General features: G+C 57.6%; 10 protein-coding genes. 6 read left to right on the top strand and 4 right to left on the bottom strand.

Going from position 1 to position 13,325, the window contains the following annotated elements; translation table 11 throughout:
- Positions 1-110 precede the first annotated feature (110 nt).
- The 5 genes from mexE (at position 111) to JL015_RS19565 (ending at position 7,972) form a co-directional block, all read left to right on the top strand.
- Entirely contained in the window at positions 111-1,352 is a 1,242-nt protein-coding gene (gene mexE, locus JL015_RS19585) for a multidrug efflux RND transporter periplasmic adaptor subunit MexE (protein ID WP_201019600.1), read from the top strand.
- A gap of 12 nt (positions 1,353-1,364) precedes the next feature.
- Positions 1,365-4,556: an efflux RND transporter permease subunit gene (locus JL015_RS19580; protein ID WP_201019599.1), complete on the top strand. Its 3,192-nt coding sequence runs from the start codon at positions 1,365-1,367 to the stop codon at positions 4,554-4,556.
- Complete coding sequence (locus JL015_RS19575) at positions 4,556-5,953, top strand: efflux transporter outer membrane subunit (RefSeq protein WP_201002162.1); 1,398 nt, start codon at positions 4,556-4,558, stop codon at positions 5,951-5,953. Before JL015_RS19580 ends, JL015_RS19575 begins: the two co-directional genes overlap by 1 nt.
- A 145-nt stretch (positions 5,954-6,098) precedes the next feature.
- Positions 6,099-7,199, top strand: a complete 1,101-nt coding sequence (locus JL015_RS19570; protein WP_201019598.1) for a tetratricopeptide repeat protein — start codon at positions 6,099-6,101, stop codon at positions 7,197-7,199.
- A gap of 407 nt (positions 7,200-7,606) precedes the next feature.
- Positions 7,607-7,972 carry a histone-like nucleoid-structuring protein, MvaT/MvaU family gene (locus JL015_RS19565; protein WP_201002158.1) on the top strand — a complete coding sequence of 122 codons (366 nt, stop codon included), beginning with the start codon at positions 7,607-7,609 and terminating at the stop codon, positions 7,970-7,972.
- Positions 7,973-8,581: 609 nt separating this feature from the next.
- Here JL015_RS19565 and JL015_RS19560 read toward each other — a convergent pair.
- The gene (locus tag JL015_RS19560; protein WP_201019597.1) at positions 8,582-9,127 is read right to left on the bottom strand and encodes a DUF4946 domain-containing protein; all 546 of its coding nucleotides are present in this window, start codon (positions 9,125-9,127) and stop codon (positions 8,582-8,584) included.
- A gap of 171 nt (positions 9,128-9,298) precedes the next feature.
- Here JL015_RS19560 and gloA point away from each other — a divergent pair, with 171 nt between their 5' ends.
- Complete coding sequence (gloA, locus tag JL015_RS19555) at positions 9,299-9,820, top strand: lactoylglutathione lyase (protein WP_201019596.1); 522 nt, start codon at positions 9,299-9,301, stop codon at positions 9,818-9,820.
- A 130-nt stretch (positions 9,821-9,950) separates the two neighbouring features.
- On the opposite strand, the gene ahpF is transcribed toward gloA, so the two are convergent.
- From ahpF to JL015_RS19540, 3 genes are all read right to left on the bottom strand, one after another.
- On the bottom strand, positions 9,951-11,513 hold the full coding sequence (gene ahpF, locus JL015_RS19550) for an alkyl hydroperoxide reductase subunit F (protein ID WP_201002152.1): 1,563 nt from the start codon (positions 11,511-11,513) through the stop codon (positions 9,951-9,953).
- 125 nt (positions 11,514-11,638) lie between these two features.
- Complete coding sequence (gene ahpC, locus JL015_RS19545; RefSeq protein ID WP_025259928.1) at positions 11,639-12,202, bottom strand: alkyl hydroperoxide reductase subunit C; 564 nt, start codon at positions 12,200-12,202, stop codon at positions 11,639-11,641.
- Between the two features lie 101 nt (positions 12,203-12,303).
- Positions 12,304-13,263 (bottom strand): site-specific integrase, encoded by a 960-nt coding sequence (locus JL015_RS19540; protein ID WP_201019595.1) that lies wholly within the window; start codon positions 13,261-13,263, stop codon positions 12,304-12,306.
- Between the last annotated feature and the right edge of the window lie 62 nt (positions 13,264-13,325).

Raw genomic sequence — 13,325 nt, 5'->3', positions numbered from 1 at the left:
TCGATCACCTTTATCATTCCCACTGATAATAACCTTCGGTTTATTCGATTCGTTAATAGAACCCCCTCACAACAGAATCCGCCCATCTCATACTATCGGCGGATTTTTCCATGTCTCAGTCTCTCTCTCATTTGCGCTATCCCCTCACCGCCCTCGCCCTGATCGTGATCAGTGCCTGCGGACGCGCACCTGAGGCCACCATGGCTCCAGCCGCAGCCAAAGTCAGTGTCGCCAAAGTGCTGGAACAGCCGATCAACGAATGGGATGAGTTCACCGGTCGCCTGGAAGCGCCGGAAACCGTCGAAGTTCGTCCGCGGGTTTCCGGGCAGATCGATCAAGTGGCTTTCACTGACGGCTCACTGGTCAAGAAAGGCGACCTGTTGTTCCAGATCGATCCACGCCCTTTCCAGGCAGAAGTTCGTCGTCTTGAAGCCCAACTGCAACAGGCTCGCGCCGTAGCCAATCGCAGTGAAAACGAAGCCGAACGCGGTGAGCGTCTGCGTACCAACAATGCGATTTCCGCTGAACTGGCAGACTCGCGCACGACCTCGGCACAGGAAGCAAAAGCCGGTGTTGCGGCGATTCAAGCGCAACTGGACGTGGCCAGACTCAACCTGAGCTTTACCCGCGTCACTGCGCCCATCAGCGGTCGCGTCAGCCGCGCGGAAATCACTGCCGGCAACATCGTGACGGCCGATGTAACGCCTCTGACCAGCGTGGTCTCCACCGACAAGGTCTACGCCTACTTCGATGCTGACGAGCGCGTATTCCTCAAGTACACCGAACTGGCGCGCAAGGGTCAGCGTGGCCAGACCACTCCGGTCTATCTGGGACTGTCCAACGAAACAGGCAACCCTCACCTGGGCCAGATGAACTTCGTCGACAACCAGGTCAACCCGAGGACCGGCACCATTCGCGGTCGCGCTGTGTTCGACAACACAGATGGCAGTTTCACCCCCGGCCTGTATGCACGCCTCAAACTGGTGGGCAGCGGCACCTACTCCGCGATGCTGATCAACGACGAAGCCGTAGGCACCGATCTGGGCAAGAAATTCGTACTGGTGATGGAGAAGGACAACAAGCCAGCCTATCGCTTCGTCGAACTGGGTCCCAAGGTTGAAGGCCTGCGCATCGTGCGCAGCGGTCTTGGCAAGGACGACACCATTATCGTCAAAGGCTTGCAGCGCGTCCGTCCTGGCCAGCCTGTAGACCCTGAAGTAACGCCAATGGCTTCCAGCGAAACACTGGCTGCACTGCTCAAACAACGCCAGGCCCTCGAAGCCAGCAACCTGCCACAAGTGACGCCCAAGGCGGCTGTCAAAATCGCCAGCGCAACTGCGCCTCGCGGCTAAGGGACTCGTCCGATGAACTTCTCCAAATTCTTTATCACGCGGCCGATCTTCGCAGCAGTGTTGTCACTGTTGATCCTGATCGCAGGCGCTATCTCGCTGTTCCAGCTGCCGATCAGTGAATACCCGGAAGTGGTCCCGCCCACAGTCGTGGTACGTGCCAACTTCCCCGGTGCCAACCCCAAGGTCATCGGTGAAACCGTTGCTTCACCACTGGAACAGGCCATCACAGGTGTCGAGAACATGCTGTACATGTCCTCGCAGTCCACGGCCGACGGCAAGCTGACCCTGACCATCACCTTCGCACTGGGCACTGACCTGGACAACGCGCAGGTGCAGGTGCAGAACCGCGTTACCCGAACCGAACCCAAACTGCCCGAAGAAGTGACCCGTATCGGTATCACGGTGGACAAGGCGTCTCCCGACCTGACCATGGTCGTGCACTTGACCTCACCGGATAACCGCTACGACATGCTGTACCTGTCCAACTATGCCGTGCTCAACATCAAGGATGAGCTGGCACGACTGGGCGGTGTCGGTGACGTGCAACTGTTCGGCATGGGCGACTACTCGCTGCGTGTCTGGCTGGACCCGAACAAGACTGCTTCACGCAATCTGACCGCCACCGATGTGGTCAACGCCATTCGTGAACAAAACCGTCAGGTTGCGGCCGGCCAACTGGGCGCGCCACCCTCCCCGAGCGCAACCAGCTTCCAGATGTCGATCAACACTCAGGGCCGTCTGGTCAGTGAGGAAGAGTTCGAGAACGTTGTCATTCGCGCGGGTGCCGATGGTGAAATCACTCGCCTGAAAGATATTGCCCGCGTGGAACTGGGCTCGAATCAATACGCTCTGCGCTCGCTGCTCAACAATAAACCGGCTGTTGCCCTTCCGATCTTCCAGCGCCCCGGCTCCAACGCCATCGATATCTCGAATGACGTACGCAGCAAGATGGCCGAGCTGAAAAAGGGCTTCCCGGAAGGCATGGACTACAGCATCGTATATGACCCGACCATTTTCGTGCGCGGCTCCATCGAAGCGGTAATCCATACCCTGTTCGAAGCGCTGATCCTGGTTGTACTGGTCGTGATCCTGTTCCTGCAGACCTGGCGCGCCTCGATCATCCCGCTGGTCGCTGTGCCGGTGTCGTTGATCGGTACGTTCGCGGTCATGCACATGTTCGGCTTCTCCCTGAACGCACTGTCGTTGTTCGGGTTGGTACTGGCCATCGGTATCGTGGTGGACGACGCCATCGTCGTCGTGGAAAACGTCGAGCGTAATATCGAACTGGGACTGTCTCCGATGGAGGCAACCCACAAGGCCATGGGTGAAGTGACAGGGCCGATCATCGCCACGGCGCTGGTGCTGTGTGCGGTATTCGTACCGGCTGCGTTCATTTCCGGGCTGACAGGTCAGTTCTATAAACAGTTCGCTCTGACCATTGCCATCTCGACCGTGATCTCGGCGTTCAACTCCCTGACCCTGTCGCCGGCTCTGGCAGCCGTCCTGCTCAAGGCTCATGGCGCGCCCAAAGACAAGTTCTCGCTGTTCCTCGACAAACTGCTCGGTGGCTGGCTGTTCCGTCCGTTCAACCGCTTCTTCGAGAAAGCCAGCCATGGCTATGTCGGCACGGTAGCCCGCGTCATTCGCAGCAGCGGCATCGCACTGCTGGTTTACGCAGGGTTGATGGTTCTGACCTGGATGGGCTTTTCCAGCACGCCGACCGGTTTCGTACCGAGTCAGGACAAACAGTATCTGGTGGCCTTCGCTCAACTTCCGGACGCTGCCAGCCTGGACCGTACCGAGGACGTCATCAAGCGGATGTCCGAGCTGGCGCTTCAGCAGCCAGGTGTCGAAAACGCCATCGCCTTCCCGGGCCTGTCGATCAACGGCTTCACCAACAGCCCCAACAACGGTGTGGTATTCGTTGCACTCAAGGACTTTGACCAGCGCAAGGACCCGAGTCAATCGGCCAATGCCATCGCTGGCGCGCTGAACGGCAAGTTCGCGTCCATTCAGGAAGCTTACATGGCGATCTTCCCGCCACCGCCGGTACAGGGGCTGGGCACCATTGGTGGTTTCCGTCTGCAGATCGAAGACCGTGGCAACCTGGGTTATGACGAGCTGTACAAGGAAACCCAGAACGTCATCGCCAAGAGCCGTAGCGTGCCGGAGCTGGCAGGCCTGTTCACCAGCTATACCGTGAACGTGCCTCAGGTCGATGCCGCCATCGACCGCGAAAAAGCCAAGACCCACGGCGTTGCAATCAGCGACATCTTCGATACCTTGCAGGTTTATCTGGGCTCGTTGTACGCCAACGACTTCAACCGCTTCGGCCGTACCTATCAGGTCAACGTTCAGGCTGAACAGCAGTTCCGTCAGGATGCCGACCAGATCGCTCAGCTCAAGGTGCGTAACAACCTGGGTGAAATGATCCCGCTGGCAACCTTCGTCAAGATCAGCGATACCGCAGGTCCCGACCGGGTGATGCACTACAACGGCTTCATCACCGCCGAGATCAACGGTGCCGCCGCACCGGGCTACAGCTCCGGTCAGGCAGAGGCCGCCATCGAGAAACTGCTCAAGGAAGAACTGCCCAACGGCATGGTCTACGAGTGGACAGACCTGACTTACCAGCAAATTCTTTCGGGTAATACCGCGCTGTTTGTCTTCCCGCTCTGCGTACTGCTGGCGTTCCTGGTACTGGCAGCCCAGTACGAAAGCTGGAGCCTGCCGCTGGCTGTGATCCTGATCGTGCCGATGACTCTGCTGTCAGCCATCGCCGGGGTGATCATTGCCGGTAGCGACAACAACATCTTTACCCAGATCGGACTCATCGTACTGGTGGGCCTGGCATGCAAGAACGCGATTCTGATCGTCGAGTTTGCCAAGGATAAACAGGAAGAAGGCCTGAGCCCGCTGGATGCGGTACTGGAAGCCTGCCGTCTGCGTCTGCGTCCGATCCTGATGACCTCGTTCGCTTTCATCATGGGTGTTGTGCCACTGGTGATCTCCAGCGGTGCCGGTGCCGAGATGCGTCATGCCATGGGCGTGGCGGTGTTCTCCGGGATGCTCGGCGTGACCTTCTTCGGTCTGCTGCTGACGCCGGTGTTCTATGTGCTGATCCGTAACTATGTCGAACGCCAGGACGCCCGCAAGGCAGCCAAGGCCCAGAAACTGAACACCTTGTCTGCGGAGATGCATTGATGAGCGCTCTGAAACTCTTCGTTCCGAGCCTGCTGGTTCTGGCGCTGGCGGCCTGTGCCGTCGGCCCGGATTACAAAGCGCCTGACACTGCACCGGCAAAACTCGCCTCGGCAGCCCAGGGCAACCATGACCGCAGCAAGGTGGATACCCTGTGGTGGCAGCAGTTCGACGACCCGACCCTGAACACACTGGTCAGCCGTTCACTGGATGGCAACCGTGATCTGCGAGTGGCCTTTGCCCGCCTGAAATCGGCACGGGCGATTCGCGATGACGTCAGCAACGATGCCATGCCCGTGATCACCAGCCGGGCCAGCAGCGACCTGGGTAAAGGCCAGCAACCGGGTACAACTGAGCGCCGCGTCAACAGCGAGCGTTATGACCTGGGCCTGGACATGGCCTGGGAGCTGGACCTGTTCGGTCGCATTCAACGGCAACTGGAAGCCAGCGAAGCGGATCAGGAAGCCGCCGAAGCCAATCTGTATCAGCTTCAGGTGACGCTGATTGCCGAAGTGGTCGATGCTTATGGTCAATTGCGCGGCGCCCAGTTACGCGAAGCCATTGCCCGGGACAACCTGAAAAACCAGCAGGATTCCCGAGGCGTTACCACACAATTGCGTGATGCCGGGGTCGGCAACGAGCTGGACGTGGTGCGCGCCGACGCCCGCCTCGCCGCCGTCGAAGCCAGCGTGCCGCAGTTGCAGGCCGAGCAGGTGCGTCAGCGTAACCGTATCGCGACGTTGCTGGGCGAACGGCCCGAAAGCCTCAGCGTGGACTTGAGCCCGGCAAAACTGCCGGCCATCGCCAAGGCCTTGCCGATTGGCGATCCGACTCAGGTATTGCGTCAGCGTCCTGATATCCGTGCAGCCGAACGTCAACTGGCCGCCTCCACCGCACGTATCGGTGTGGCGACTGCCGACCTGTTTCCACGGGTCAGCCTGAGTGGCTTCCTGGGCTTTACTGCCGGGCGTGGCTCACAGATTGGCTCGTCGGCCGCCAGAGCCTGGGCCCTGGGTCCGAACATCACCTGGGCCGCTTTCGATCTGGGCAGCGTCCGCGCCCAGATCCGCAGCGCCGATGCAGATGCCGAAGGCGCGCTGGCCAACTACGAACAGCAAGTACTGCTGGCGCTCGAAGAGTCGGAAAACGCCTTCAGCGACTACGACAAACGTCAGCAACGCCTGCTGGCTCTGATTCGCCAGAGTGAATCGAGTCGTGCCGCGGCGAGACTGGCGTCCATCCAGTATCGCGAAGGCACGGCGGACTTCCTGGTCCTGCTGGATGCCGAGCGGGAACGACTGGCAGCCGAAGACTCACAGGCCCAGGCAGAAATCGAGACCTATCGCGGTATCGTGGCGATCTACAAGGCTTTAGGCGGTGGATGGCAACCACAGGCCTGATGCATTGATTGCATGACCGATCAGCCTCGCACTCCATGAGCGCGGGGCTTTTTTCCGTCCCGTATTTACAGGCTATTCAAGATTGAAGTTTGACAGCAGCCAGTCACTGCCCGAAGCTGCAAGCCGTCAAGAATTGGAACTCGATATGCCCAGATTGCCTTTACAGGGCTCATCGCCTCGCCCCACTACTCGACGTCGCAAACTGATCGGCATTGCGGCTGTATCCATAGTGCTCATTACACTGGTAGTGACTGTGTGGTCGTGGCGCAGCAGCCCTGCCCAACCCGCAGCCAAGCTGAATCACACCTACGCGCAAGCGATGCAACAAGCCCATGACGGCAAACCCGGCGCAGCGCGCATGCTTTATCAGCAACTGGCGCGAACGGACCTTTCGCCTGCGCATCGGATGGCCCTCCTGGCCGAACTGAACAATTACCCGAGCCCCCAGGCACTCAAGCTGCTCAATGCCAGCCTCAAGAACCCATCGCCACAAGTACGCGAGGCAGCGATTGAAGCCAGTGTGAAACTGATACCCGACGGACAGCGCAGCCTCGTGCTCGGCCCACTGCTGGAAGACGCCGAACAATCCGTGAGGTTCAGCGCCACCCGTGCATTACTGGGGCTGTCCCCGGATGATCTGGGGTTGTACTTTGCCGTGCTGCAACAAGGCGCCGAGGCCTATCAGGAAGCATTGAAAACCCAGCCGCAAACCGCACAGAACCAGCTGCAACTGGCAAAGCTCTACCTGCAGACCGGTGATCTGGAGCCTGCACTTTCAGCCCTGAAGAACGCCATTGCCCTGGACCCCGAAAACGTCGAAGCCGCATTGGCGCATATCGAACTGCTGGACAAGAAAGGTCAGGCGGATCAGGCGCGCAGTCTTTTTGCCCGCTTGCTGGAGCGCAACCCCGAATCCTCCCTGCTGCAACATGCCCTGGGCATGTGGCTACTGAACCACGGGCAGAGCGAGTACGCCCTGCTCAGCCTGGCAAAGGCAGCGGAACTTGAACCAGGCAACAACGATTACCGCTACGACCTGGCGGTAGCCCTGCATGATCTGGATCAACTGGAAGCTGCACAGAAGCAATTGGTGCAAATACTCCAGAACCAGCCTGCCAACCGACGGGCACGGGTGCTCCTGATCCAGTACTGGAAGGAAAATGGTCAATTGCAGAATGTGCAGGTCCTGCTGGCAGAGCTCGAACAACAGAATCCGGATGACCCCGCCCTGCAACAAGGACTTTAGGAACCGGTCCAGCCAGCTGGCTGACCGGCCGAAAATAAGCATTTCGCGTCTGTTTTTAACCTGATCCCATAGATTTCAGACATTATTCAACCGACACCTAATATCGGAAATAACTTACAACGCGCTTCGCTCGATAACACAACGAGTGATAGAAGCCGCCAACTGATGAAAGCAATTTCATTTAATCATTTTCAAGAAGACTATTTTCTAACTCGTAAAAAACGTGCATTATTTAGGGGCAACTGATTATAACTACCCATTACTCCCGATTGCGTGACCGGAACGCTTAGTTTCATGATTGAAAAGCGCCGGGACTGGGTAGGAATCAATGAGCGAGCCGGCCTAACGTTTTTGTCATATCGCTTTATCGGGCTATCAACAGCCACTACATTGTTGGAGTATTTTATTTGTCCAGACTTGCCGAGTTTCGAGCAGCAGAGAAAGCCCTTCAAGAACAGCTTGCACAGCTGGAATCCCTGAAGAATGACGCCGGGCTGAAAAAGGAGATTGAATTCGAGCAGAAGCTCCAGGACCTGATGGGCAGCTATGGCAAAAGCCTGCGCGACATCATCGCCATCCTTGACCCTGTCAGCTCCACCTCCCTGGTTGCGCCAGCCGCCGGCCCGAAACGCCGTCGCGCCCGAGTTGTAAAGGTCTATCAGAACCCGCACACGGGCGAGCTGATTGAAACCAAAGGCGGCAACCACCGCGGTCTCAAGTCCTGGAAAGAGCAATACGGCGTCGAGACTGTCGATTCCTGGCTTCGTGCCTGATTGCGCTTTCTCGTAAAGCAAGCCCTGCATCCGCAGGGCTTTTTATTGGCCACTCCCCGCCGCCGCCTCTCGAAAAAAGCATGGTTTCATAGATACGCATGTGTATAAGCACGTGGAATTCATATACATGACCCCTATTTAGCGTGTACCGCATATAATACAGAGCGACATATCATCCTCACGTTAAAATAATGACGCCAATAATCCTCTCTTTATCCAAACATATTGCCCCGCTGTTACAACTTGAAAAAATCGATCCGCCTTCAGCATCCCGACAGCAAACGCCCCTCATCCTTGATGTGTGAAATGCGTCACTTCCTCGCAATACCCTGTAAGGCAAGACAACATCGCCGAAGATTCAACGTCAATATTTTTCAGTGTTGCACGGTACGAATACGTTAACTTTTTGACGAGCTGCCATAAGTACCCGCCTGCATGCCGTGAGGCTTGCTCAACTGGCCAGCACCTGCGCACCTTGAATGCAATAACTTCAAGTCAGGACTTCACATTTTTTTCACACGACTTCTTACAAGATGAAGGCCGCTAAAGGAATAGCGCCCCATGCCCGCTTCGGCGGGCTTCTTTTTGCCCGCAGAAAAGCGCCACGGCTTAGCGGGCCGAATCGAGCTTCAGACTGTCCCGAATACGCAGAACCTCGTCCTTGCTGGCCGCATAGCCATCGACCGACCCGGCGTAGGACAACGACCACGCCATCTCCTTGTTTGCCGCCGCCACCAGCGTCTGGGTCAGCACATGCACACCGTTCTGAGTGACGGTGCAGGTGGTTTCCAGCGAAGGAATCACACTGAGCTGCCCTTCGCGTACATGGGTACACACACTCTGCATGCCGCTACGGGCAAAATTGACCTGAATCGACTTGCGCATCTCCAGCAGCACGGCCTGCACATTGACCTCATGGCCCGGCACCAGCCGAGACTGCGTCAGCTCCATTACCATGCTCGGATTACCGGCCTGATCGTTTTTCACTGCGCGTTGTCTGACCTGCACAGAGGGTTGAGTTGAGGAGTCCGCTGCCGGAAGCGACTCCACTTCCCAGCCTGCTGGCCAGATGATCATTGCATCAGCGGCATGCACCTCTGCGGCTCCCAACAGGCACAGGCTTATGAACAAGGATCTGCATGGCGTGAAAGTCATGATTGAAGCTACTCAGTACAGGAAACTGGAAATTCTGAGCCTGTCGCCCGTCACGAGCAAGGGGCTGAGCACTTTTGAGCAGTGCAAGCCTGATCAGCACAGGGTTTGGCACCGAGCGCCCCGCCCCGTATCATTTGGCAAGACTTTTTGAACACTCTGTTGGAGACCCCCATGAGCCTGCAAGAACTCAACACCTTCCCTGGCGTAACCGCTGAACCCGAAGCGGCAACCCAGCGTTTCGTGTTCAACCACACCATGCTGCGCGTCAAGGACGTCACCGCTTCGCTGGATTTCTATACTCGTGTACTGGGTTTCAGCCTGGTAGAAAAACGCGACTTCCCGGAAGCAGAGTTCAGCCTGTACTTCCTGACCCTGGTAGACAAGGCCCAGATCCCTGCCGACGACAAGGCTCGCCACGAATGGATGAAATCGATCCCCGGCATCCTGGAACTGACCCACAACCACGGCACCGAAAACGATCCTGCGTTCTCCTACCACAACGGCAACAGCGACCCGCGTGGCTTCGGGCATATCTGCGTGTCCGTACCGGATGTACACGAGGCCTGCGAACGCTTTGAAAAGCTCGGCGTGGATTTCCAGAAACGCCTGGCCGATGGCCGCATGAACAACCTGGCCTTCATCAAGGACCCGGATGGTTACTGGGTGGAAATCATTCAGCCGACACCGTTGTAATCCGTCACCTGCTCACAAATGAATTCGCTCCTGCAGCCAGTACACCGTAGGAGCCAATTTATTCGCGAATGGACCGTGTACAAGAAAGCCCCATGATCACTCATGGGGCTTTCTTGTATCTGACCGCCAATCAGGCCGGAGCAGAGGTACGGATCAGGTGATCGAAAGCACTCAGGGAGGCCTTGGCACCCTCGCCCAGGGCGATGATGATCTGCTTGTAAGGAGCAACCGTCACGTCACCGGCACCGAAAATACCCGGCACTGAAGTTTCGCCCCGCGCATCGACCACGATCTCGCCACGTGGCGACAGTTCGATGGTGCCCTTGAGCCATTCACTGTTAGGCAGCAAGCCGATCTGCACGAAGATACCTTCCAGCTCTACAGTCACTTCCTCGCCATTCACGCGATTCTTGTAGCGCAGGCCGTTGACCTTCTGCTCATCGCCAGTCACTTCAGTGGTCTGGGCGCTGGTAATCACTGTAACGTTCGGCAGGCTGTGCAGCTTGCGTTGCAGAACGGCATCGGCACGCAATTGCACATCGAACTCCAGCAGGGTGACGTGAGACACGATACCCGCCAGGTCAATGGCCGCTTCAACGCCCGAGTTACCACCACCGATCACTGCAACACGCTTGCCTTTGAACAGTGGGCCATCGCAGTGCGGGCAGTAGGCAACGCCCTTGTTGCGGTATTGCTGCTCGCCCGGAACATTCATCTCCCTCCAGCGAGCGCCGGTTGCCAGAATCACGGTCTTGGCCTTGAGGCTTGCACCGCTGGCGAACTTCACTTCATGCAACTCACCGGCCTTGCCGGGAATCAGCTTGTCGGCGCGCTGCAGATTCATGATGTCGACGTTGTATTGCTTGACGTGCTCTTCAAGCGCAACGGCCAGTTTCGGCCCTTCGGTGTGCTGTACCGAGATGAAGTTCTCGATTGCCATGGTGTCCAGCACCTGACCGCCGAAACGCTCTGCCGCAACACCGGTACGAATGCCTTTACGGGCTGCGTAGACCGCTGCGGCCGAACCGGCTGGACCACCGCCTACTACCAGAACGTCGAAGGCGTCCTTGGCGTTGAGTTTTTCAGCCTGACGGGCGCTGGCGCCGGTGTCGATCTTGGCGAGGATTTCTTCAAGGCCCATACGGCCCTGACCGAACAGTTCGCCATTGAGGTAGATACTCGGAACCGACATGATCTTGCGTTCGGTCACTTCATCCTGGAACAACGCACCGTCGATAGCGACGTGCTTGATGTTCGGATTGAGGACTGCCATCAGGTTCAAGGCCTGAACGACGTCCGGGCAGTTCTGGCAAGACTGCGAAAAATAAGTCTCGAAACGGAACTCGCCTTGCAGAGCGCGAACCTGTTCGATGGTTTCCGCGCTGACCTTGGGTGGGTAGCCGCCAGTTTGCAGCAACGCCAGGACCAGCGAGGTGAATTCGTGCCCCATCGGGATGCCGGCGAAACGCAGGCTGATATCCTGACCCGGGCTGTTCAGCGAGAACGACGGCTTGCGCGCATCGGTGCCGTTGTCTTGCAGGGTGATGTCTTTGGAAACACTGAGCACATCGTTCAGCAGAGCCAGCATTTCCTGGGATTTGGCGCCGTCATCAAGGGACGCAACGATCTCGATGGGGCGAGTAACCCGCTCCAGGTAGGATTTCAACTGGGCTTTAAGATTGGCGTCCAACATGTGGCGACTTCCTATTTTTACGAAGGTAGAAAAAACAACGCCCAGGCGATGACCGCCCGGGCGTTTTTTGGGGCGATGCGGTTTACTTGCTCAAGAGCTCAAAGCCCCTAGCCGTTTCATACGACTTAGATCTTGCCAACCAGGTCCAGGGACGGAGCCAGGGTAGCCTCGCCTTCTTTCCACTTGGCCGGGCAGACTTCGCCTGGGTGAGCAGCGACGTATTGAGCAGCCTTGATCTTGCGCAGCAGCTCGGAAGCGTCACGGCCAACGCCGCCATCGTTCAGTTCAACGATTTTGATCTGGCCTTCAGGGTTAACCACGAAAGTACCGCGATCAGCCAGACCGGCTTCTTCGATCAGCACGTCGAAGTTGCGGGAGATCTGCAGAGTAGGGTCGCCGATCATGGTGTACTGGATTTTGCCGATTGCTGGCGAAGTGTTGTGCCATGCAGCGTGGGCAAAATGAGTGTCGGTAGAAACGCTGTAGATCTCGACGCCCAGTTTCTGGAACTCAGCGTAGTTGTCAGCCAGGTCTTCCAGTTCGGTAGGGCAAACAAAGGTGAAGTCGGCTGGGTAGAAGAATACGACAGACCATTTACCTTTGAAGTCAGCTTCCGATACGTCGACGAAAGCACCGTTCTTGAATGCGGTTGCTTTGAACGGTTTTACTTGGCTGTTGATAATAGGCATCGGTGAATCTCCTGATGGGTTGTGAATTCGATGGAGTGAAGCTTACGCACGATTGATGACAAAGGCTCATTGGCAAACCTGATATCACTCATTAGTTTTGCCTATCGGCGCAGCTTATTAATAGAAGAAACCTTCAAGCCGCTCACCTCCTCGGAGGGAGCGCTGAACGTAACCGGCTCAATGTAACGCATCGCAGACTTCATGTCCCGCCAGCCCACGTAAGCCATGAGCGACTTGAGATCCCATCCGTTGCGATGAGCCCAGGTAGCAAACCCGCGGCGCAACGAGTGGCTGGTGTATTGATCGGCGCTGATACCTGCACGCTCGAAGGCCTGACGCAACAAGGGAATGACACTGCTGACATGCAGGCCCTCCTCGCCCAGATTGCCCCAACGATCGATGGAGCGAAATACCGGGCCACGCGCCAGGGCACAGCAATTGACCCAGTCGATGTAAGCCTGCACCGGACACAGGCGCTGCAGGGCCGGGGTCTGGTAGGTCTTGCCGATATTGTCCCGATCACCCTTGCTACGCGGCAGGTAAAGACTGATCCCGGATTCGGGAATCGCCTTGATGTCCTCGATTTGCAGGCGGCACAGCTCGTCACTGCGAAACCCTCGCCAGAATCCCAGCAGGATCAGCGCCGCATCGCGGCGACAGCGCAGCAACTGCGCCTGATCGTGCCGTACCAGCGCATCATTCGCCTGAGCTTCAAGCCAGGCAACCACACGCTCAAGATCCTGCAGTTGCAAAGGCTCGGCCTGCTTCTCCTGAGCGGGATGCAAGGCGCGTATGCCCTTGAGTACCTTGCGCACCATCGCGGACTTGGTCGGGTCGGCAAAACCCTGACTGTTATGCCACTGCGCCAGTGCCGACATGCGCAGCTTCAGGGTATTGACCGACAGGGTCGCAGCATAGGCCGCCAGATAGCGGGCCACACTCTCGCTGGTGGCCGGCAGAAACCCGCCCCATGTCACCTCGAAATGCTCGATGGCCGCTCGGTAGCTGCGCCGGGTGTTGTCCCGGGTCGCCGCCTCGATGTAGCGATCGACGTCATTCATGCCTTGTCACCCCTTTGTGTACTGCGCATATCGCCCTCACAGGCCAGACAAGCGTATGACAC

Source organism: Pseudomonas cichorii, from assembly GCF_015471405.1.
Lineage (GTDB): Bacteria > Pseudomonadota > Gammaproteobacteria > Pseudomonadales > Pseudomonadaceae > Aquipseudomonas > Aquipseudomonas serbiensis.
The sequence above is the reverse complement of the archived record's forward strand: the minus strand, read 5'-3'. Positions and strand labels throughout refer to the sequence as shown.